21 protein-coding genes, 1 tRNA gene and 2 pseudogenes are annotated in these 22,095 nt (G+C 39.1%); 13 read left to right on the top strand and 11 right to left on the bottom strand.

Going from position 1 to position 22,095, the window contains the following annotated elements:
• Positions 1–311 precede the first annotated feature (311 nt).
• Positions 312–521 carry a hypothetical protein gene (locus tag EZY12_18915; protein ID QSX66822.1) on the top strand — a complete coding sequence of 70 codons (210 nt, stop codon included), beginning with the start codon at positions 312–314 and terminating at the stop codon, positions 519–521.
• 13 nt (positions 522–534) lie between these two features.
• Complete coding sequence (locus EZY12_18910) at positions 535–702, top strand: hypothetical protein (GenBank protein ID QSX66821.1); 168 nt, start codon at positions 535–537, stop codon at positions 700–702.
• 39 nt (positions 703–741) lie between these two features.
• On the opposite strand, the gene EZY12_18905 is transcribed toward EZY12_18910, so the two are convergent.
• Both EZY12_18905 and EZY12_18900 read right to left on the bottom strand, forming a co-directional pair.
• Positions 742–1,146 (bottom strand): type II toxin-antitoxin system VapC family toxin, encoded by a 405-nt coding sequence (locus EZY12_18905; GenBank protein ID QSX66820.1) that lies wholly within the window; start codon positions 1,144–1,146, stop codon positions 742–744.
• A 4-nt stretch (positions 1,147–1,150) separates the two neighbouring features.
• Positions 1,151–1,375 carry a hypothetical protein gene (locus EZY12_18900; GenBank protein ID QSX66819.1) on the bottom strand — a complete coding sequence of 75 codons (225 nt, stop codon included), beginning with the start codon at positions 1,373–1,375 and terminating at the stop codon, positions 1,151–1,153.
• 197 nt (positions 1,376–1,572) lie between these two features.
• Here EZY12_18900 and miaB point away from each other — a divergent pair, with 197 nt between their 5' ends.
• On the top strand, positions 1,573–2,934 hold the full coding sequence (miaB, locus tag EZY12_18895) for a tRNA (N6-isopentenyl adenosine(37)-C2)-methylthiotransferase MiaB (GenBank protein QSX66818.1): 1,362 nt from the start codon (positions 1,573–1,575) through the stop codon (positions 2,932–2,934).
• A gap of 425 nt (positions 2,935–3,359) precedes the next feature.
• Here miaB and EZY12_18890 read toward each other — a convergent pair whose 3' ends face one another.
• Complete coding sequence (locus EZY12_18890; protein QSX66817.1) at positions 3,360–4,235, bottom strand: NAD(P)-dependent oxidoreductase; 876 nt, start codon at positions 4,233–4,235, stop codon at positions 3,360–3,362.
• A gap of 618 nt (positions 4,236–4,853) precedes the next feature.
• Positions 4,854–6,767, bottom strand: a complete 1,914-nt coding sequence (sir, locus tag EZY12_18885; protein QSX66816.1) for a sulfite reductase, ferredoxin dependent — start codon at positions 6,765–6,767, stop codon at positions 4,854–4,856.
• 384 nt (positions 6,768–7,151) lie between these two features.
• Here sir and EZY12_18880 point away from each other — a divergent pair.
• Positions 7,152–7,379 (top strand): annotated as a pseudogene (locus EZY12_18880) (ADP-ribosylglycohydrolase family protein).
• A 661-nt stretch (positions 7,380–8,040) separates the two neighbouring features.
• Positions 8,041–8,582, top strand: a pseudogene (locus tag EZY12_18875) (ADP-ribosylglycohydrolase family protein).
• Positions 8,583–8,634: 52 nt separating this feature from the next.
• On the opposite strand, the gene EZY12_18870 reads toward EZY12_18875, so the two are convergent.
• From EZY12_18870 to EZY12_18860, 3 genes are all read right to left on the bottom strand, one after another.
• Positions 8,635–9,711: a transposase gene (locus EZY12_18870; GenBank protein ID QSX66815.1), complete on the bottom strand. Its 1,077-nt coding sequence runs from the start codon at positions 9,709–9,711 to the stop codon at positions 8,635–8,637.
• A gap of 18 nt (positions 9,712–9,729) precedes the next feature.
• Positions 9,730–10,587 (bottom strand): hypothetical protein, encoded by an 858-nt coding sequence (locus EZY12_18865; protein ID QSX66814.1) that lies wholly within the window; start codon positions 10,585–10,587, stop codon positions 9,730–9,732.
• A gap of 144 nt (positions 10,588–10,731) precedes the next feature.
• Entirely contained in the window at positions 10,732–11,394 is a 663-nt protein-coding gene (locus tag EZY12_18860) for a hypothetical protein (protein QSX66813.1), read from the bottom strand.
• Between the two features lie 703 nt (positions 11,395–12,097).
• On the opposite strand from EZY12_18860, the gene EZY12_18855 reads away from it, so the two are divergent.
• Together EZY12_18855 and EZY12_18850 are read left to right on the top strand one after the other, a co-directional pair.
• Positions 12,098–12,171 (top strand) — tRNA-Arg (locus tag EZY12_18855).
• Positions 12,172–12,315: 144 nt separating this feature from the next.
• Positions 12,316–13,383 (top strand): integrase, encoded by a 1,068-nt coding sequence (locus EZY12_18850; GenBank protein ID QSX66812.1) that lies wholly within the window; start codon positions 12,316–12,318, stop codon positions 13,381–13,383.
• A gap of 9 nt (positions 13,384–13,392) precedes the next feature.
• On the opposite strand, the gene EZY12_18845 is transcribed toward EZY12_18850, so the two are convergent.
• The 4 genes from EZY12_18845 to EZY12_18830 all read right to left on the bottom strand — a co-directional run bounded on the left by EZY12_18845 (position 13,393) and on the right by EZY12_18830 (position 17,641).
• Positions 13,393–13,620 carry a hypothetical protein gene (locus tag EZY12_18845; protein ID QSX66811.1) on the bottom strand — a complete coding sequence of 76 codons (228 nt, stop codon included), beginning with the start codon at positions 13,618–13,620 and terminating at the stop codon, positions 13,393–13,395.
• Positions 13,621–13,652: 32 nt separating this feature from the next.
• Positions 13,653–13,886: a hypothetical protein gene (locus EZY12_18840; GenBank protein ID QSX66810.1), complete on the bottom strand. Its 234-nt coding sequence runs from the start codon at positions 13,884–13,886 to the stop codon at positions 13,653–13,655.
• A gap of 226 nt (positions 13,887–14,112) precedes the next feature.
• On the bottom strand, positions 14,113–17,253 hold the full coding sequence (locus tag EZY12_18835) for a hypothetical protein (protein ID QSX66809.1): 3,141 nt from the start codon (positions 17,251–17,253) through the stop codon (positions 14,113–14,115).
• A 46-nt stretch (positions 17,254–17,299) separates the two neighbouring features.
• On the bottom strand, positions 17,300–17,641 hold the full coding sequence (locus EZY12_18830) for a hypothetical protein (GenBank protein QSX66808.1): 342 nt from the start codon (positions 17,639–17,641) through the stop codon (positions 17,300–17,302).
• Between the two features lie 121 nt (positions 17,642–17,762).
• Here EZY12_18830 and EZY12_18825 point away from each other — a divergent pair, with 121 nt between their 5' ends.
• The 6 genes from EZY12_18825 (at position 17,763) to EZY12_18800 (ending at position 22,011) form a co-directional block, all read left to right on the top strand.
• A complete protein-coding gene (locus tag EZY12_18825; protein QSX66807.1) occupies positions 17,763–18,086 on the top strand; it encodes a hypothetical protein in 324 nt (107 codons plus the stop codon).
• A 148-nt stretch (positions 18,087–18,234) separates the two neighbouring features.
• On the top strand, positions 18,235–19,284 hold the full coding sequence (locus EZY12_18820; protein ID QSX66806.1) for a hypothetical protein: 1,050 nt from the start codon (positions 18,235–18,237) through the stop codon (positions 19,282–19,284).
• A 79-nt stretch (positions 19,285–19,363) separates the two neighbouring features.
• Entirely contained in the window at positions 19,364–19,549 is a 186-nt protein-coding gene (locus EZY12_18815; GenBank protein QSX66805.1) for a hypothetical protein, read from the top strand.
• A gap of 1 nt (position 19,550) precedes the next feature.
• Positions 19,551–21,131, top strand: coding sequence for an AAA family ATPase (locus EZY12_18810; GenBank protein ID QSX66804.1), 1,581 nt, complete (start codon positions 19,551–19,553; stop codon positions 21,129–21,131).
• A 3-nt stretch (positions 21,132–21,134) separates the two neighbouring features.
• Complete coding sequence (locus EZY12_18805) at positions 21,135–21,563, top strand: hypothetical protein (protein ID QSX66803.1); 429 nt, start codon at positions 21,135–21,137, stop codon at positions 21,561–21,563.
• A 160-nt stretch (positions 21,564–21,723) separates the two neighbouring features.
• Positions 21,724–22,011: a hypothetical protein gene (locus EZY12_18800; GenBank protein QSX66802.1), complete on the top strand. Its 288-nt coding sequence runs from the start codon at positions 21,724–21,726 to the stop codon at positions 22,009–22,011.
• Positions 22,012–22,095: the final 84 nt, after the last annotated feature.

Below are 22,095 nucleotides of genomic sequence, written 5' to 3'. Positions count from 1 at the left end.
TTGTTAATTCTACCGCTTGTTGGGTAATTGTCTTGATCTTCATATATCAGTTTATCAGCAGCTTCTAGGATTTATCTAAATAATTTTAAGGGAATAAATTACACATATTCATTTTCTTATAACTTACTAAGAAATGCTTAACGTATAGTGACAATCCATATAAGGATAACACATAATATATTATTCTTTTATCCTGTAAATCCCTAAATCCTGAAAATCCTGATTCTGACAAATTTTCACCATCAAAATTAGCATTTACTAGATGATAGAATAAGTGTGCTATCGCTCTTTGAAATCCTGGAGTTTTTTAAATGGTTTCTACAGAACTTCTCAACACCCTACACACTCTCAACCGTGCAGACAAACTGTACATCATGCAGGTTTTAATATCTGAACTAGCGCAACAAGAAACTAACTTAATTAAACCTGATCAATCTTATCCAATTTTGTCGCCTTATGATGCTTTCGACGCTGCAAACACTATGTTAGAAGTCTTAAAAGCAGCAAAATCTCAAAATTAGGATAAACTCAGATATGAAAGAGCGGCATCCATATAATTTAGAAGCTTACAGCAAATTGCTGTCTCAGCATCAACCGCGAGTCATCAAAACTGAGGAAGAAAACGAGCATTTTTTAGCAAAAGAACAAGGTGAGATGTTGGGTAATTTGTTTCATGTTGATGCAAGTTTGTTTATTGAATAAAAACCATCCTGTAAATCTTTAAATCCTGGACATCCTGATTCAGACAATTTCCCAGTCTTCTAATTGTAATTCAAGAACACGTGAAAACTCCCTAGTATTGTGTGTAACTAATATCAAATTATTAGCTAAAGCAATAGCAGCAATTTGTAAATCATAAGCTCCTATTGGTGTTCCTTGAGCAGTAAGTTGAGCGCGAATATTACCAAAAATAGAGGCAGATTGATCATTGAAAGGTAAAGATTCATAATGATCAAGAAATGCTTTTTGTCTTTGTAATGTACGCGAAAGATTATTACTTTTCATTGCACCATAAAAAAGTTCTGCTTTTACCACAGAACACACAGCTATATCTTTAGTTGGTAATGATAAAATGCGATCGCTAATAGATGTAGAGCGTCCATTTAAGTACATCACACAAACATTAGTATCAATTAGATAAAGCATTTTATTAATCAAACATTCCTGCTATTTTTTCATCTAGGTTGTCGAAAATACCTTCATCATCAATGATAATAGGATCGTCAGCACAAATTCCATATAATGATGCTAGAGATAATTTTTCAGTTTTCTGTATTGGTTGATAGACGATAATCACTTCTACATCAGAATCTTTAATTTCCGGTAAAGATATATGTAGCATTCCATCATTACCAATATGAGATTGTATTTTCATAGTTTGCATAATCAAATTTTCTCCCTATATTCTGATAGTTCTAACTTCATTGTAAACTTATTCCTTTGCTCCTTTGTACCTACCTTTGGGGATCTCTAAGAGAGATTGCGCGAAACAAAATTAACCTAAATAGAAGAAACTTTAAGATAGAATAGACAACAGACCTGATATACATTACTAACTAAGCGTAATTCCCAATGACCACTAACCGCCATTATCATATTATTACCTTCGGTTGCCAGATGAATAAAGCCGACTCCGAGCGCATGGCTGGCATCTTAGAAGACATGGGCTTTGAGTGGTCAGACGACCCAAATCAAGCAGATGTAATCCTTTACAACACCTGCACCATTCGGGATAATGCGGAACAGAAAGTATATTCTTATTTAGGTAGACAGGCCAAACGCAAACAAGAGCAACCTGATTTAACATTGATTGTTGCTGGTTGTGTTGCCCAACAAGAAGGAGAAGCTTTACTACGACGGGTGCCAGAATTGGATTTAGTCATGGGACCCCAACACGCCAACCGTCTTAAAGATTTGCTAGAGTCGGTTTTTGCAGGTAATCAAGTTGTTGCTACCGAAGAAGTTCATATTTTTGAAGATATCACCCAACCTCGTCGGGATAGTCAGGTAACAGCTTGGGTAAATATCATTTATGGCTGTAATGAACGTTGTACTTATTGCGTAGTTCCCAACGTGCGCGGTGTAGAACAGTCTCGCACACCAGAATCAATTCGCGCGGAAATAGAACAGTTAGCAAGACAAGGTTATCAAGAAATTACCCTCTTGGGTCAAAATATTGACGCTTACGGACGTGATTTACCTGGTTCTACCCCTGAAGGTCGTCACCTGCATACATTGACAGATTTACTATATTATGTACATGATGTACCGGGAATTGAACGAATTAGATTTGCCACCAGTCACCCCCGTTATTTTACAGAAAGATTAATTAAAGCTTGTGCAGATTTGCCTAAAGTTTGCGAACATTTTCATATTCCCTTTCAATCTGGGGATAATGAGCTTTTGAAAGCTATGTCACGGGGTTATACTCACGAAAAATATCGCCGGATTATTGATACTATTAGACGGTATATGCCAGATGCGTCAATTAGTGCTGATGCGATTGTGGGTTTTCCGGGTGAAACAGAAACACAGTTTGAAAATACTTTAAAATTGGTGGAAGATATCGGTTTTGATTTAGTGAATACTGCGGCTTATTCACCCCGTCCTAGCACACCTGCGGCTTTGTGGGATAATCAACTCAGTGAAGAGGTAAAGAGCGATCGCTTGCAAAGATTAAATCATTTAGTTAATATTAAAGCAGCGGAAAGATCCGAACGTTACTTTGGCCGCATTGAAGAAGTATTAGTAGAAGCGCAAAACACCAAAGACATAAATCAGGTCATGGGAAGAACCGGGGGAAATCGGCTTACGTTCTTTACTGGTGATATTAATGAACTTAAAGGACAAATAGTCAAAGTCAAAATTACCGAAGTTCGGGCTTTTAGTTTAACTGGAGAAGCAGTAGAAGTTCGTCAACCAGTCACAGCTTAAAAAAGACAGGAGTATGGTGTCAGCTATACTCCCCGTCCATAATCTCAGGGATCATTCTAAAAAGTAGTAATACGGATTAGATGTGAACCAAACCACCCTAATCGTAGTCATTCGCGTCAGCGAATCGAGTCGAAGGGTAAACGTTATTTAAGTCATGACACCTTGGGATTCGCTAGTCCCATGCTCTGTCTGTACTGATTAAACATTCCGAAAGGAAAGTGTCTTTACGATGACAAGCTTAAATAACATGGTTGAAGCAAACTTTACTTAGAAATAAGGACTGGTCAAACCGACCACAAACGTCAATAGTAGGAAATGTTTTCCTACTATTGAATCCAAAATACTACATTATTTTGGGATTAGATAGAATGGCAAAAAACCTTAAAAACGACTTTGCATGGGGCGTTATGCTTCGCTAACAGACCCTAACAGGTAGATTTTAATATTTCTAACTCCTCTCTCACAGATAATGATTGATAACCCAAAGCAAAAGCCTTGGAACTATCTAAAGAAACATCTTTTGGCCTTGCTGCTGCCATTTTTATATCTGCCTGAAAACAGGATTTTAATTTATCATTTGGAAGTTGTAAGATTTCAACTAATATTTTCCCAAATTCATAACGGGAAATTCTCTCTTTTCCACCTAAATGAATGATCCCATTAACCTTTTCTAAAGCTAATAATAACCCTTTCGCGGCTGTATTTGCACTAACCGGAGTGCGAAATTCATCTATAAATAAACTTAGTTCTTTTCCGTCTTTCAATATTTGGATAAATTGCTGAATAAAGCTTTTAGCTGTGGGTGTTTCCCTGCCAAACATTAACGGCATTCGACAAATAGCCGCTTGGGGATATACTTTTAATATACCTGCTTCAGCTTCGACTTTTTGCTCACCGTAAATATTAACAGGTGATACTTGATCTATTTCTTGATAAGGTGCATTTAAACCATCAAAAACTAAATCGGTAGAAGTAAAAACTAAAGGTAAAGAATTATCAGCACAAAGTCCCGCAATATCACAAGAGGCTGTAACATTGATTTTATAAGATTCCTGGGAATGAAGTTGACAATAATTTGGTTGAGATTGGGCAGCAGTGTGAATTACTGCATCCGGTTTGATATCATTAAATATCCCTTTTAATTCCTGAAAGTCTGTTAAATTAACCTTCACCATTTTAATATCAGGTATTTCTAGAAAATGGCTATGATATGTACCATAAACTTCCCATTCTAGCTGCGCTAATTGACCAAGATGCCAACCTAAAAAACCACTAACACCTGTAATTAAAAGTTTTTTCATATATCATATAAGTAGGTTAGCATTGAAAATTGTCGTTATGCAATGCAAGAGGCACTCATGCAAAAGGCAAGAGTGAAGAGGTTTTGGGAGATTTTACTTTTCTTTACATACCTTTAAATTTTTATGTTCACCTACTTATCTTCGATTTTCAACCACAATAAATTGCTCTCTCTCCGTGCCTCTGCGCCTCTGCGTGAGAAAGAAAAATGTAATTAATTCACTCGAAAATAAGTGTAAATCAAATCTCACGCAAAAACCCAAAAACAACTTTGCGCCATTCTATCTAATCCCAAAATAATGTAGTATTTTGGATTCAATAGTAGGAAAACATTTCCTACTATTGACGTTTGTGGTCGGTTTGACCAGTCCTTATTTCTAAGTAAAGTTTGCTTCAACCATGTTATTTAAGCTTGTTATCGTAAAGACACTTTCCTTTCGGAATTTTTAATCAGTACAGACAGAGCATGGGACTAGCGAATCCCAAGGTGTCATGACTTAAATAACGTTTACCCTTCGACTCGATTCGCTGACGCGAATGACTACGATTAGGGTGGTTTGGTTCACATCTAATCCGTATTACTACTTTTTAGAATGATCCCTTTGCGTGAGAATATATTCCTACAGCGTTTGGAAATAAGCCTCCAAAGCCTCATGTACCAAATCAGTCATCGGTCGTTCTTGCTTCTCAGCCGTTTCCTTGAGTTGAGCGTAAAAATCATCCCGCAGACTGACGCGGTGACGGGATTTACCACTGCTGGTAGGATCTCCTGGGTTGTAATTAGCCACAAATTCCCTAATCGCATCAAAACCCAATCTGTCGCAAAAATCCCCAAAACTTTCTTTGGGTGTGCGCGACTTTTTAAAGAAGACAAAAATCGGTTCGAGGAAACTTTCAATATCATTGTGGTGCAGTTTTTCCTCAAAAGGTTGTGCTAACCGGGTTTGATTTGGTGAACCACCCAACCACACTTGATAAGATTCCGCAGCACTACCCACCAAACCCAATTCTGCCATATAAGGACGAGCGCAACCATTGGGGCAACCGGTCATTCTTACCACAAAATGCTGATTTTGTAAACCCAGTTTATCTAATAAAGCCCGAATCCTTTCTAGAATTACAGGTATTACTCTTTCTGATTCTGTGATTGCTAAACCGCAAGTAGGTAAGGCAGGGCAAGCCATAGCATAGCGGGTTAATGCTGCTATTTGCTCAGGGTCAGCAACAACGCCGCAATTATCGAGAATCTCCTGAATAGCTTCTTTATCTTCAGGAGCAATATCGTAAAATAGCAGGTTTTGATTACCTGTGAGGCGAATAGGCAGATTAAACTGCTCTACAATTGTCCGTAAAGCGGTTTTAAGTTGGAATGTGCCGTCATCTTTGACACGCCCATTCTCAATGGAAATACCCAAGAATAGTTTCCCATCTCCCTGTTCATTCCAGCCCAGGAAGTCTTTATATTTAAACTGAATTAGGTCTTTAAAGGGTTCGAGAGGTTTACCTAAGTATTCTTCTACTTGAGTGCGGAATTTATCTACACCCCAATCATTAATTAAGTATTTTAATCTAGCGTGTCTTCTGTCGGTGCGATCGCCATAATCTCGTTGTGTGGCAACAATAGCCTTTACAAGATTATATACATCAGCTTTGGCAACATAACCAATAGGATCGGCAATTCTGGCAAAGGTTTCTTCTTTATTATGGGTTCTACCCAAACCACCACCAGCAAAGATATTAAATCCTGCTAACGCGCCTTTTTTATTGGTAATTACTACCAACGTTAGATCTTGGGAATATAAATCAACGGAATTATCACCGGGGACTGTGACGCAAATTTTAAATTTGCGGGGCATATAGTGAGTACCATAGATAGGTTCTACGGAATCATGAATAACAGTACCATTACCGTTAGTTTGTCGGGCTGCTTTAACATCTGGATGTTCTTGGGCGCTAATGGCTTTTTCCCCATCTAACCAAATTTCATAATATGCGCCGGTTTGGGGAGAAAGTAAATCAGCGATATTTTGGGCATATTCCCAAGCATACTGATATTCTGAGCGATTTTTAAAGGGGGCGGGAGGAGCCATAACGTTGCGGTTGATGTCACCACAAGCGCCCAAAGTTGAACCAAGATTTTCGACAATTGTAGCGATCGCTGCTTTCAGGTTCTTTTTCAGGATACCATGTAGCTGAAAGCCTTGGCGAGTAGTAGCTCTTAAAGTATGATTACCATATTCATCAGCTAATTTATCCAAAGCCAAATATAGCTGGGGTGGTACTAACCCGCCGGGATTTTTTGTCCGCAGCATCATTTGATAATCTTTTTCCTGTCCCTTGACGCGGTTATCACGGTTATCCTGTTGATAAGAACCGTGAAACTTGAGAATCTGAATTGCGTCTTCAGTAAAGTGGGTGGTGTCCTGAAGGATTTCGGTGGCTACAGGTTCAAGCAAAAAGTTACTATTTTCTTTAATACCTTCAACTTTAGAAGGCTTACGGTTGGTGAGAGGGGAAGCAGCAGAGTTAACCATTACAGTAGATACGTTTCTCAAATAAGGCGTAAGTTAAGGCTCAAACAGGAAATTATTCCCACGTTTTCAGCCAGTGTAACCCCGAAATATGGGTCGGAATTATGAATATTATTTTAATTTTAGCATGGTGAGAGGCCAGCTTGCTCATTGATATAGCGGTATGCACTTGAGTGAGATACAGTCAGCCAATTGCAAACTCTGTAGGGGCGCAGGGTCTGCGCCCTCGATTATATTGCATCAAGAGCGATAACCGCTATATAGTAATCCTAAATGATGCTTGAAAAATAGTAAGTAGTGCTTTGGTGAGCATTGCCCCACCCTACGGATAGTATGGCTACGCCACGCAAGCTATCAAAAATCAAATAGGAATCCTATATCTAAATTATGACACTTACTACTAAAGTATTATCGGGTTTAATGGGTGTATGCGTGGGTGATGTCTTGGGTGTACCTGTGGAATTTACCAGTCGTGCTGAACGCATTAAATCACCAGTCACAAAGATGTTGGGTTATGGAACGTGGAATCAACCCCCCGGAACTTGGTCTGATGACAGTTCTTTAATGTTATGTTTAGCAGCATCTTTATGTAATGGCTATTCTGTAGATGATATAGGACAATCATAAGACCTCGCGGTATGCGGGAAACTCAGTCCCTTTAGGGCTGAGAGGGAAGCGACACGGGCGGTTTTAACCGCATTGAATCTTAAATTTTAGTCAGGTTTTTTGATTGGAAACCTGAAAAACCAACTCCCATTTCTGGGGTGATGTTAGCTTCGACCTGTTATAAGAGCTTGTTAGACTTGCAACACTGTTTCAGTGACCTTAAAACTGTTTAATTGCAAATGACAGAGCAGGGAACTAGCTTCGCATTCCGGGGTGTCGTGACTCAAATAACGGCTACCTATTTCTAGGTGGTCTGGTCAGTACAGCTTGTTTGATTTCTCTTGCAAGCTCAGTCCCTTTAGGGCTGGGTTACTGACTCTGGCGTTGGTATCGAGAAAATTACTGGACTGCTCATGGTAACGTCTTTGATATTGGTAATACCACATACCAAGCTATTATCAAATTAGAAAAGGGTATTCCTGATACTTTTAACCGAGACATTCCCCGACATCTGAGATATCGTGAATATTTAGTATAACATCACCAACTGAGTTAGTGAAGGTGGTATCCCACATTGCCTTAGAACATAATTCTAAGGCTCTTGATTGTCTATCAACGTCCTTTACAAGCAGGTGGTACTAATGACAACAGCAATGGTAATGGTTCATTGATGCGAATTTCGCCCATGGCTTATTTACACGAAACCCTAACTTTTCCGATTTAATCACAAAAGTACATGAAGTTTCTTGTATTACTCATGGCCATCTGCGTTCGCAAATGGCTTGTGGGATTTATATTAGTATGGCAGTAGAAATATTGAGAGGGGCTGATTTATTAACTGCTTATTTACAGGGTGTAGAGAAAATTCAAGAGCTTTATTCTGATAGTGAATATATTCAGGAAAAATCTCATTTTCAGCGGATATTTAGCGGTAAAATTGCCGAATTAGCTAAAGAAGAAATTAATTCTGGTGGTTATGTAATTGACACTCTGGAAGCATCAATATGGTGTTTGTTAAATAGCTCATCTTACGCTGAATCAGTCCTCAAAGCCGTTAATTTAGGAGGAGATACAGATACTACTGCGGCTGTGACGGGGGGATTTGCAGGAATTTATTATGGGGTGGAAAATATTCCCCAGGAATGGGTTGAACAAATTGCTAGAAAACAAGATATTATTGATTTAGCAGATCGTTTTGCAGCAGTTTTATGAAGCGGTGGTTAGAGTAGTGAACTACTCCAACCAGCAAATACCCGCATTACCTTTAGATTAAAGACAAAGAATAGACTTGTCCATCAATCAATAGTCGCGTAATCCCTTTAGCTTGTAAATGGTTACTAGCCTTATGGAGCATTTGACTATCAGGCACTTTGATCACGCGATCGCGCTTGGTAGAAAAGCGTTTAGCTACGCGGTGATTATCGAAAATCGGCAGAGTTTTCTGTTGATTTTCCAGACTAGGAATCAGACCTAAATCACCAAAATCCTTGAGTGGCCGGGTAATTAACTCCGCAGAACGATCAATTACCAAGTAGCAGGTTTTCGGTAAATTAGCAACCGACAATGGTAAAACCTGAACAGATGCTTCCCCATTTGAGCGTCTGGTAACTAGAGGTTTTGGTGCTTCATAGTCTTCGTCCTCAAAATCCTCCTCATCCTCATACAAATCATCATCCAAATCGTCATCTTCTAAATCATCAGGTTCATCCAACAAATCCTCATCCAAGATTTCCGCAAACAAACTTGGCTGTGAATATCGAGTTTCCACCTCTAACTTTGGTTTGGGAATAATTGGCGTTTCTATGGGCTTGTGTCTGACAATTTCCAATTCTTTGAAAATTGGAGTTTCTTTGAAAATTGGAGTTTCTTTGAAAATTGGAGTTTCTTTGACAACAGGAATCTTGGGTTGTTCCACTGCCCAGGAGCGTGTTTTAACCCGTCTATTAGCCGGAATGGGTTGGGCAAAATCAGGATCACCATCTGCCTTTGCCTCTGCCTCTGCCTCTACCTCTACCACTGCGGCTATTGTGGGCTTTTCTAGTTCTGGGTTGGATAACTCCTCAACAATGCTGACACTACTAGAAGCTTCCACTTCCAATGGTGCTTGAGTTAACAGTGGTAACTGCTCATAACTTACCTGCGCTCTGCCTTCAGGGGTTCTAGCAGCGCGTTTTAAAGAAACGAGAAATTCGTACTCTTCTTCTGGTAAGGTACTTTTAAGCAGTCGGCTAATTGTGGAATTACTCACACCATAACGTTCTGCCAAAGTCGAGGTTGTTTCGGCAGTTTCTCGATATAGCTTGAGAATTTCTTGTTTGTCAGAATCAGTTAATTTTCTCACAGTAGACACCAAAATTTATTAAGTTCGTTTGCGTCCACGGTCTCGGCGTTTAAGACTCAATGATGCGTCGTATTCTAGAACAGCGCCCATACCGAATAACACTCCACTAAACACCCAGAATACTTCTAGTAAGTCTCCACTTTGATAATCAGATCCTTGGGCGAATTTAAACCACATATCTGCAATGTAGAGCGAAAATGCGGCAGCGGCAATCATTCGCCAAGATAAGGAGACTTTACCTCCCCAAAAAGCCAGTAGCATAATTGTGGCAATAATTAATAACACCACATCGCTAACTATGTAAAACAAGTTGAGAAAAAAGGCGATTTGTTCAGTTGATGCTTGTTCTTTTTGAGAAATCAACCAAGCCAGAAAACTGCCTAATCCTCCAACTGCCACCACAATTAGCCACTGCCATGCTTCCAGGTGAATTCGGCGAGAAAGCAAGGCCAAAGCCATGCCAGTACCTAGACATAGATATGTCAAGACAAAAAATATATCAGCAATAGATACATCTGGCTCTTGTTTTAGGCCGATTTCTATGTAGCCGAAAACCAGTCCACCTATAAAATAGGCAAACATTCCTAACCCGATTAAGAGCCAGACTTTTCCACTACTAACCATTTGGGTACTCCGCCAGTTCCTCCAGCATAAGAGACTTGCACCCAAATAAGCCACAGCTTCAAAAATATTTGTGCCAATCACATACCACTGGGCGCGGACTTCTATTCCTTGTTGCCCTGGGTCAGGGATTTTGGCACTAAACAGCAAAAAGTATAACAATGCTAAAACAGCCCAGCTAAAACAAGCAAAAACAAGGTTTAGAGTAGTTAACAGGGGCTTGACAGGAGATGAATTGTCGTAAGATTTACTCATAGGGATTAACTAGGTAAATGCTGGTAATGTAATATTTTTTGCACATCGGATGTAATAATTGTACTTTCTTACTTTTGTGACAGACAATAGCCAGTTAACGACAAGTGCCAGTAACAGTTGTTTTTTTACAAATCAATATCCACCCTAATGCCAAAGCTTATTAAGTGGAGATTTTTGCAACCAACTGATAAATAGTTCTTGCTCTTCTTCTGGCATATCTTGTAATCGCTCACCTAGTTGATGAGCAAAGTTGACATCACCAAAGTATGTTTTTCCTAATCTGTGTAGTTCTTCTAAAAGAATAATTACATGAGTTTCTTGCCAAGCTGGCATTTTACTCATCTTTGACAAATCCGCGGTTAGGAAAGATTTTACTGCATCTGCGGCAGATATATCGGGAAATTGTTTTTGCTGTAATACCCCCGTTATGTCTTTGGCAAATAAAGCTGCTTGACGATTCCCTAATAAATCTTCAATATCTAGATAAACGGCTTGTAACAGAGTAATAACACCTAATGTCAAAACATCAGCTTTACTATGACTGCCAGTATCAATACTGATCTGTTCTAGTTTAACCTTTCCCCAGATACTAAAGCGTTCTGGTTCTTCTAATAAGACACAAGCTTTACCTCGGTTATCCGTAAGCGATTTCCAAAAAGTTTTAGCTTCTTCTGCTTCGCTGGCCTTGAAAACTGTAATCAAGCGAAAAGTCTGCCCCTGATAGTAGAGGATTGGCACTTGCCGATCTTCTTTATTTGGGTGCTGAATCGTTGAAATTTCAACATCCTGCCGTTTGAGAATAAACATAGCAGCAGCAAATAACTCCTCACAGTGGCTTTGTTGATAAAGAATATGTAATGGTTTTTAGTATCATTACGATAAAGTATAATTACTTGATAATTTGGGAAAGAGGATTTGGTGTTGATTGGGATACCTTACCAAAAACCTGGGTCTAAAGCCCCGTGCTTCTAGCACGGCTTTTGCTTTTATGGTAGAATTTAATAAGTGGGAAGGGTAATCAACCACTTAAAAAACCCAGTTGCCGAAAGGGACAACGCTGATAGCGGTAGCGTGGCGTTAGCCATACCTTGAAAATTAAATCTATGCGGTTCTACTGCCTTTTTCTAGACTCCACCTCGCAGTAGGTAAAAGATTTAGAGGAGCTAGACAAACAGTTTTTTGAAACGATATGTTTCAAATCTAAAAAAGAACTTGGAGAAATCCAACTCTTAGTAGGGCATACCCAAAGTCGCTTGGGGAGAGTCCCACCTCTGGACTAGACACTGCAAGGTATCTAGTTTAAGTAGTCTCGTTGAACCAACAATCCTCGCGCCTTTAGGACGAGGAGTGTCAATCCTTGACATCTTAATATATCCGAATATTGTATCTATTTTGTTTCTTATTCTACTCCGACTCCCTAATTACTGGCAGGTTATTACTGAAAATTAGGAACTTAAAAATTTCCTCTTGCTTATTTAAACAATTTTAGATATAATAGTAAAGGCTTCACGGGTACGTAGCTCAGTTGGATAGAGCATCCGCCTTCTAAGCGGACGGTCACAGGTTCGAGTCCTGTCGTACCCATTAACTTAAAACCCTTGCAACTGCGAGGGTTTTCTTGTATCTACACTCATTCCGGTAGTTAGTTCAACTATTCCGAATGTTCTAGAATGCACTGGAATATAATAGAAGATAACTAAGATTTAGTTCAGAACTAGCACAACCAAAATGGTCAAATGGACTCTAGAGGAAGTCAATGAACGTCTAAAAGCTGGGAGAATCGGCGTTACAGTCTGTCAACGTGGAGACAGGCTTTCACTGCGTGGCACATTCCCGGCAAAACCAGGAATTGATAAGCCACCCTATCAGCAATATCTAGCTTTAGGATGCTATGCCAACCCCGCAGGGCTGCAATATGCTGAAGCTGAAGCCAAAAAAGTTGGTGGATTACTGGCTCAAAAACAATTCACCTGGTCCGACTATTTAGAAGAACCATTAACACCGGTTGGCGATGCCCAATCATGGGTTAAGAAATTTGAAGTTGATTATTACAACCGCAAAGGCCGCACCCCTACCACTGAAACTACTTGGAAATCAGATTACCTACCAGCGTGGCAACTTCTAGAAAGGGAATTAACATCAGCAACAATCATCGCCGCAGCAGGGAAAACCACCGCCAACACCCGTAAACGTAAACGGGTATGTGAGAAGCTGCTGGCATTGGCTAAATTTGCGGGGATAACTGTAGATTTAAAACCATATTTGGGGACGTATGGGAGTAGTGAGACGATACCCCGGAATATCCCTAGTAAAAAAGAAATTGAGGACAGCAGAAATTTATTTACTGGACATTGGTTGTGGGGTTATGGGGTATTAGCGGCTTATGGACTTCGACCCCATGAATTATTTTTCTGTGAAATCTCACCAGAACATCCGCACTTGTTGAAAGTTCTAAAAGGTAAAACAGGGTACAGGGAAGTTTACCCCTATTATCTCGAATGGGCTAAAGAATGGCAGCTATGGGAACAAGCCACGCTCCCATGTAATGCTGATACTTTTAAAGAGTATGGTGGTAGAGTGACCCGGACATTTGCCAGAAAGAAAGTATCATTTACTCCCTACTGCTTACGTCATGCCTACTGCATAAGGTTAGCTACAGAATACAAAATCCCGGTGGCGATCGCTGCTAGTTGGGCTGGTCACGAACCGGGAGTGTATCTAAAAACTTATCAAAGATGGATTGGAGAATCTGAAAAACGACGGGTGTTTGAGGAAAGTATTAAAACACCAGACTAAGCCACTTTTTTACCCAGGAACTTTTTTGTGAGCAACTCTTTTACTGGGACTCAAACCAAGTTTTTTCTTACAGTTTTCGATATGAAATTGATAATTCGGTTTGACTCGCCCGTTTAATCTAATATCTCGATAGTCTATACCTTCTTTGAAAAATCCTTCACGAACAAATTTTCTTAGTTGGTCACAAGAAATTAAACTCAGAGATTCAGCCGCTTGTTTTGTTCTTTGCCATTCCATATTCAAAACTCCTAATTGTTAATTGTTAATTGTTAATTCGATGCTTCTAACTCTTGTATGTCCTCTAAAGTCATGGGAAACTTTTCAACATAATTACCACTGCGATTAGCTTTGTAGTCAGCAATTGATTCAAGGCATTTAGCAGAAAACAGCAAGAGTTTTATTCCGTATATATGGCGAAATATTAAATCAATTAACTTGTGACAGTGAGATTTTAACTCTTGTCTATGTTTTATTAATTCAGCTTCATTTACATACTTATTCATGACTAAGAAACCTTTGGTAGTTGAACGAATTTTATGTTTTCTGGAAGTGAACAAAGTCCTTCGTTTAGCTTTCTCTGATAGTGAGCAATCGCCAACCTTCTAAGTAATTCTGGAAATGTTTCTTTCATGGATATTTGTTGTTGTTATTAGTGAATAGTGAATAGGGGGTAGGGAATGGGAGGGAGGAAAGAAAAATAAAAATTGAATATGAAGGTAAAAAATGAAGCTATTTTCTAGACAAACCAAGCTTTAATTCTTCATACCGGGTTAGAGGCTTGCAGTCAGCACACGCTACGATTCCTTCAACGCCTTTACCTTTAACTTGAATATGTTCTGGACACCAATCTAAATGTGCAATTACTTGGCATAGTCTTTTGCTTCCTAAGTCCCCAAATCCTTTAAACCTGGAATCCTTGTAGTAAACATAAGAACCGATGGGGAATTTGTTGTTTCTTTCAGCAATTACATTGATAAAATCTTCTGCTTTTTCTGTCTCAGTATTGGCAACTTCTCCTGATTGTTGCAACTCTTGTAATTGTGATGGTACAAATTCACCCATCACAGTAGCTTCAAACTCAACTACAGCAAAAGTTTCAGGCACTTCTACAACTACCTGTGTGATGGGTTGTGATGGGTCAGAAGCCAAATTTTCTTGTAAGGCTGTACCAGTATTCATACTTAGACTATTTTTTGTGTTCTCATTCTCAATTGAATAATTGTCAATTTTGCCATCACACCCATCACAGGCTTGCTGTACAATTGGTCTAGCCATCACATTATCCATCACCAACCCATCACACGACCCATCACATTTTTCTGATTCAGTATTCAAATCACTATTATTTAGTTCTAATTCAGACAATTTTGTGATTAATGTAGAAATGTCATCATCGCTACCTGTTCTTATTCTGATCCCTTGAAAATAAGACCCCTTTCTGTCTGTTCCTTTGGAAATTGGCAACTTTAACTGTGCCTGTAACAAATCAAGTAACAAACTGGTGAACCGTTTCTGAGATAACGGATTTGTGCCTGTGTTTTGCGCGTATTGACAATAGTTAGGATAAAGCCAAGTATTGGCGTTGCGATATGCAGTCCAGGATTCAGATTGACCTATATCACCCGTTGTAAATCTGATTTGTTGGGCAATGCCTACATAATTTCTATACCCAGTTTCTTGTACAAGTTCTTCATCTGCCCAAGCTGCTAAAGGATTGGTTTCTGTCAGCATGGTTGCTTTTTGCTGACAGAGTAATTGGGAAGCTTCACAGTGATTTTTCAGAAGTTCCTTAGCACGAACTTCACCCATACTCAGAACCCAGTTAAGAAGTCCGGGGATATATCCGGCAAACTCCCCAAACATTTCGCCGTTAGTCCGAAAATCTAGTAAAACACGCTGGTCTTTACGCTCAACCTGCTGATCAAACCAGACACCAATCCGACGACGTTCTGTGCCAGATGTATAATCTGATGATGCGATCGCTTCATTACCAGCAATAATTATCATCCCAGGATATATAAAACCTGATGTAGATTGTTTACCCTTGACTTCGTAGGGGATTAAATCAGAACCAGTCATAGCTTTAAGTATTGAAACCTCACCCGCAAATCTTTCTGAGTCAGTGATCACACATAGGCGTTTACCTTTGAGTGAAGCAGATTCAAAGTTAGATTTTTCCAGTTTTTGCAGTTTTGTAGAGTGGGTATTTCTAAGTCCTACAAGTGCCTGTGCTAATCGGGTATAAGTCCCCTTACCAGTCCCACCCTTGCCGATGATTTCTAAATATTGTTGCCACTCTGATTTACCACTGGCGACAGCATAAAGATAAGCCCGTAAAACATCTATAGTCCCCTGATCTTGAACTTGAGAATTAAACCAGTCAATAATCGGTTGACAAGTTGCGATCGCCGAATATTGATAGGGTAAACACCAAGTCAGTCTATGGGCGGGACAGTGGGGGGTAAGTTCAAGAGTTGTAGGATTTAACAGCCCGTTAATCATAGGAATGAAACCCGTAATTTCATCCCATTCTTTAACGGCTAATTTTGCTCTTAATTTGCGCTCAACGCCCGAAGTGAAACCGTGTGAGATAGGGTGAGGTCTACCATATTTGTCACAGAAATAATACTTGTAGGGTTTGATTTCTATTTCACAAATCAATGAGACAGCATCAGAGGTTTCTAATCCCCAAATACCATCAATGTTTGCAGAATATCTGTACCATTGTTCTTCCTCCACATTCCAAGCCAACTGATCACGATACTTTTCAGCCACCAAATCCGAAAATTCAGCTTCACACCAGGACTCAATAATTGATCTATGATTACCACCATCACCCCCATATTCGATAAATTCAGCATCCCAGTTGACAAGTTTTTCAGTAAATTTATCAGCAGTTTGTCCTATCAGCCGGTTCATTATTGCAATGAACTGTTCACGACTCCAATCCCCATTAGCTACTATCCAGTCGGCAATATCGCCTTTTTCTGGCATTTCTTCCCAAAGTTCCAACGGGTTCAAGACGAGACAAGGAAATTGGATTTTGGCGGCTGCGTTGGCAATCGCTAATGCCTTTTTCATGCCAATCTCATCATTGTCTGGCAAGTAGATTAAACCAGCCACACCCGCCTTTTTGAGAGAAATTAACCCACTTTCTAAATCAACATCAGACCAGGCTGAACCCATCCAAGTAACGGTGCAAATACCAAGAAAACGGGCTGCTTCCACAGACTTTTCGCCCTCAACACCCAACACCCATTGATCAACTGCAAATTGTTCAGCTTCATGGATTCTGTAAATTGGCCATGGTTTTTCACCCTTGGAATTGACGTTCTTACTGTCTGCGTTGATATGCCAAGGCTTCGTCGTTTTATGGGTGCGTTCTCCGGCTTCGTTATAAAAGTCAGTTCTTAATACCCACTGCTCACAACTGTAGTGATAGATGATTTCTGTGTTAAGTCCCTTTTGAACTATTGGTAGAACATCTACATCTTCTGGAAGTGTGGCCAGAACTATTTCACCTGCTGGTAAAAGTACAGGCTTGTAGAGTTTGAGCGGTGCAGGTAAAACTCTTAGGTTTATCCGTCTGCCCAAACCCCTATAATGACTTCCAGCTTTTTCAAAGGCTTCTAATCTGGGTGTGTTGCCTTGGACCAATGGAGCGATCGCTTCTCTAATCTGTTCTGATGTACATCCAATATTGGAATAACAAGCGTAACGTCCGGCAGTTTTGCCAGATGTTGTGATCTCAAGATTGTTACCACCACAAATTGGACAAATAGCCCTAATAGCAGTTCGAGTCTGTCTGACTATTTGCAATTTATTTAGGTGGTCGAATATTGAAAATGTTGGGAGTTCTCTAGCAAACATTGTTACTTCTTGAAATTATTTAAGGGTGGACAATAAGAAGTTCTGTCTACGGAGTAATTTCTTTTGATTCTATTTTTGATAAGTTGTTAAGTCCTGCGGGATTTGGGAATTTTCTGTTATCGCCCATATTCTTAATGTGCTTACTTTTTTCCATGGGCGGTGGTGGCGGTTCAATCCCCAAATATGTACAAATAGCCATCTCCGCCAAATCGGACTCCCAGAGATTCCTGTCATGGGCAATTCTTGCCAGTGCATGATGTGTTTCTTGCCTAATAGAGAGCGTTTTTTGAACCTTCCCGTCACCACGATTTTGCACTTTTAACTGTTTAGGCTGAAATTCTTTGTTTTTGCGAGTTCGATTTCTTCTTTTTACGTTCTCAGTTTTCATGATAAACACCATCCTGGTTTCTATCTTTTGTATATTCATTATCATCCAAGTTGGTTTCTATGACAACCACAAAAGTATCTAATTTTCTGATACATCCAATAGATATCAAGGGTGTAATCAAGTGGATTTAGAGGCTAAAAAAAGATTTGCTGAAATAATTGTAAATCTAAGGGCTGGCAGGGATCTCAGGAGTTTTGCCAGAGAACTCGGTGTACAGCACAGTACAATTATTGACTGGGAATCGTGTAATACGATCCCAAAACGTCCTAATTTAGAAAAAATCGCTAAATTAAGGGGTGAAACAGTAAATGAACTTATGGATTATCTGGAGGGAAGACAAACCTTATCTCATTATGAACGTCTATCAGCAATGATTTCAGGGGCTTCTAAAGAACAACTAGTATCTCTTTTGAGGCAAATTGCAACTCGGTTAGAAAATATTTAGTTTCACTTTTTGAAACTTATGGCGTAGAATCTGCGTCAAATACGTTATTTTTCTATGCCTCAACTTAACAAAATTTAATAATTAGCGTATACACCAAGATGGTAGCTGTGGTAGCATGGTTTTTACAAGCACCATATTGGTTTCTGCTATGACCAAGCTACCAACAACATTTACAACCCTAGATTTATCTGGTTTTGAGTTTGATAAAACTATCAGGTACAACAGCGTCAATCGGGAGATGGTTGATCAAGCTTGTGCCGTGCTGCAAAAAAATCGTATTCGGATTGTTGTCCGTTCTGTACAAGCGGCTCTCAAGGAAATTTACGGGATTGGTGGAAGTTCTGAGAATATTTGTAGATTCTTGGAAGAATGGCGGAAAGATAATACTCAGGCACTTAAAGCCAGCAAGGGTGAGAAAAACCTTGTTGCAGAAATTTTAAATGATGACCAAACTTTAGATGAAACAGAAATTCCTGAAGAGGTTCACCAATTATCAAAACAACTGGGAATTATTCTTTATACATTTGGGCATCAAAAGGCTGACACTACAATTAGTGGCGATCGCATTAAAACTTTAGCAGAAGAGAATGATTTATTAAAATCTCAACTCAAAGATTTTCCTCAGTTTCAAATGCAGTTGGATTTTTATAAGGCTGAATATGAGCGTCAGCGTAAAGAATTGCAGGAAGCATATTTATCAATTAATAAACAGCAATTAGCTGATTCTGAGACATTCAGACTGCAATTAGAAACAGTGCAGAATGAGCGCAATGATTTAGTTCTCAAAAACAATGAATTTGCTAAACAACTAACTGAATTGGCAGAAGTTCAAACCCGTGAACAAGAACGGCAAGGTGAAATTGCTAAATTAAATGGTGCGTTAGAGGCTCGTGAACGTGAAGTGATAGTTATGCGTGAACAGGTTCAAGCCTTGCAAGGGGAGTCTGGTCAAAAGTTGGTTATTGAGTCTCAATTAACGACTTCTCAAGAGCAAGTCAGACAAGCCAACGAAACTATTACCAAACTTCAAACACAACTACAAGAAAAATCTACATCTGAGTTGCAAGTAGATGTTGATATTGACGGCTTGAATGCTGAAATCAGAGAACTAATGGATGAGAGAGACTTATTAAAACTGCGTGTTGAAGAATTGGAGAGTCAAGTTGCCAAAAAATCTAGAAAACCTGTTGCGGCATAGTGTTTTTCGTCAATTCTATCTCGTTTTTGTTGAGAGAGCATAACAATTTCTAATTTTGTTACTGGACAAACAAAACAAAATGAAAGTAATGATTTTTGATATTGAGTCTGGGCATTTTTTAGCTCAATTTCCCAATGGTAAATGCCGTTGTATAAAATTCAAAAAATTTGCCAAAAAGTTTGATTTCAAGAAAGCTTCAACTTGGATTAGATTACTAAATCGTAACTGTTTAAGAGAACGTTATACGCTGTTAGGAGACTCTTGAAATGTCTGAAAAATCAGGGACATACAAAGTTACTGAAACCGAAAAATCAGAACTTGAATTAATGTTATCGGCTAGGTTTCCTTTGATTTATGTAGTAACTCCAGAAGAAGAAATAGCAGAACAAGAATTAATTGTGTTATGCCAATCACGAAAATCACAAATCTATTTCTGGGATTACGCGCGTGGCTGGAGTGAAGATGGGCAGGGTAAAGGGAATCCTATGGATGCTTTGGGAAGGGTAGCAAAATCATCTGCTAATCAATCAACGATATTTGTTCTCAAAGATGTGGCCAGTTTGATAGCCCCCACAGGTAACGGTCAAATTACCCCTGCACAGTTACCGTTAATTCGAGAAATCAAAAATTTGGCCAGGGATATTTCACGGGACAAGCGTACACTCGTACTACTAACTCATGAATTGAGATTGCCTGTAGAATTACGGGAAGAAAGCACCGTTATTGATTTTGCACTTCCAGATACCGATGAAATTTATGATTTAATCTCTAAGTTGGTTGGGAGCAAGATTAAGTTAGACGATTCTGGTTATGAGCAGTTAGTGAAGGCTTGCCAGGGGTTGAGTCGTTGCCGAATTAGTCGAGTGTTGGCAAAATGTTTAGCCAAATCAGGCAAAATTAATGAGAGTGCGATCGCTGCTGTAATCGAGGAAAAGCGGCAAACTATCAGAGAAACTGGGATTTTAGAGTTTATCCCTGTACAAGCTGGTTTAGATTCGGTTGGGGGGCTGGAAAATCTCAAGCAATGGGTGAGAATCAGAGCAAATAGTTTCAGCAATGCGGCGCGTGAGTACGGTTTACCCAGTCCCAAGGGGGTTTTACTTGCGGGGATTCAAGGGACTGGGAAAAGTTTGTCAGCTAAAACCATTGCTGCTGAGTGGAAATTACCGTTACTCAGATTGGACGTTGGAAGGCTATTTGGTAGCATTGTTGGAGAAAGTGAAAACCGGGTAAGACAGGTAATTAGACTAGCTGAGGCTATATCTCCTTGTTGTCTCATGCTGGATGAAATTGATAAGGCATTTGGCAATATCAATGCTGGAAGTGACGGTGATTCTGGTACATCTAGGCGCGTGTTCGGCACATTGCTTACTTGGATGCAGGAAAAAACCAGCCCAGTATTTATTATTGCCACTGCTAATAATGTTGAATTGCTTCCTGCTGAATTAATTCGTAAAGGCAGACTTGATGAAATATTTTTTGTACATCTGCCTAGTAAAACAGAGCGTTTACAAATCTTCCGAGTCCATCTAAACCGTCTGCGTCCTAATCGCACTGATTTTGATTTTGAACTATTAGCGATTCGGGCAAAAGATTTTTCTGGGGCTGAAATTGAACAAGTGATTTATGAAGGGATGCAAAATGCTTTCAGTCGCAATGAAGAATTTACTCAAGGTGATTTGTTGGATTCTATTGGTAGTTGTATACCATTAGCTCAAATCTCCCAAACTCAAATTCAATCCTTAACTAAATGGGCAGAATATAGCGGTGCTAAAAGTGCCAGTTTAAAAGTGAGTGAAATTAATTTTGTGCTACCGCCTTTAGAGGTTGATAATTATTTGGAATAATCCATGATTTCAGCCACAAAATTGATTCAGGATTTAGCTAATTTTACTGGCAGTGAACAGTATTATTTACATTGGAGCAAAGTGTTAAAGTACACTAACGGAGTAAATCATTTAGCAGAAAAAGCCCAAGCATATTGGTTAATAGATGCGATAACTTCCCATCAAACCAAGAAATTACTGTCTAATGAAAACTTGAGATATTTTCAGCTATGGTTATTAACTGTCACTAATACCGAAAATCAATTACCTCAAAAATACGGTTTTATAAATCCCAACCCTAATCATAAAGCAGTGTTAACTTGCTGGGAAGATACGCCAGTTGAGAGAATAAAACCAGTAATTAGACAAGACATTGAATTTACTGATTTTCCTTTAACAGAAATGAAGCTATACATTGAAAATAGCATTCTTTTACTACCATCTGAACATTAAAGAAATTAGGGGTGGTTTTACTAAACTGCCCCGTCTTACTGCTTTTTAAAGCAATACTAAGAATGCACAAAATTAGAATTTTAATGCAACTGACTAATTGCTGAAATTAGCTTTATCCAATTGCTACCGCTTATAGAGTTTGATGATTGAGGTATTTGATATGGCATCAGACAGAGATTTTTCAAGTTGGCAATATAAACCTACAATGTCAGAAATTAGTGAATTAATTCAAGGTACAACTTTAACAAACAATACAGAAATTAATGAAGAGGTAATTAATGAAATAAAGAGGAAATTATCAATAGCCATCAATAATATGGTAGCGGCAAAATTTCAAATTGAAAATCTGGGTAATTCCAATATATCTTATGAAGTAAGGATTGAGTTAATCAATAGGTTTCTTGACAGTACCCTGGAAATTATTCAGAATTTTCCAAGGATTACATGACATCAAATAATCCCACAATTTCCCAGTTGAATCTCAGAAATTATTGACTCATTAAATCAGTAAAGAAAGTAGCGTAATTGGTGG

This window comes from Dolichospermum sp. DET69 (assembly GCA_017355425.1).
Taxonomy (GTDB): domain Bacteria; phylum Cyanobacteriota; class Cyanobacteriia; order Cyanobacteriales; family Nostocaceae; genus Dolichospermum.
Note: the sequence above shows the minus strand (reverse complement) of the source record. Positions and strands in the feature narration are given on the sequence as shown.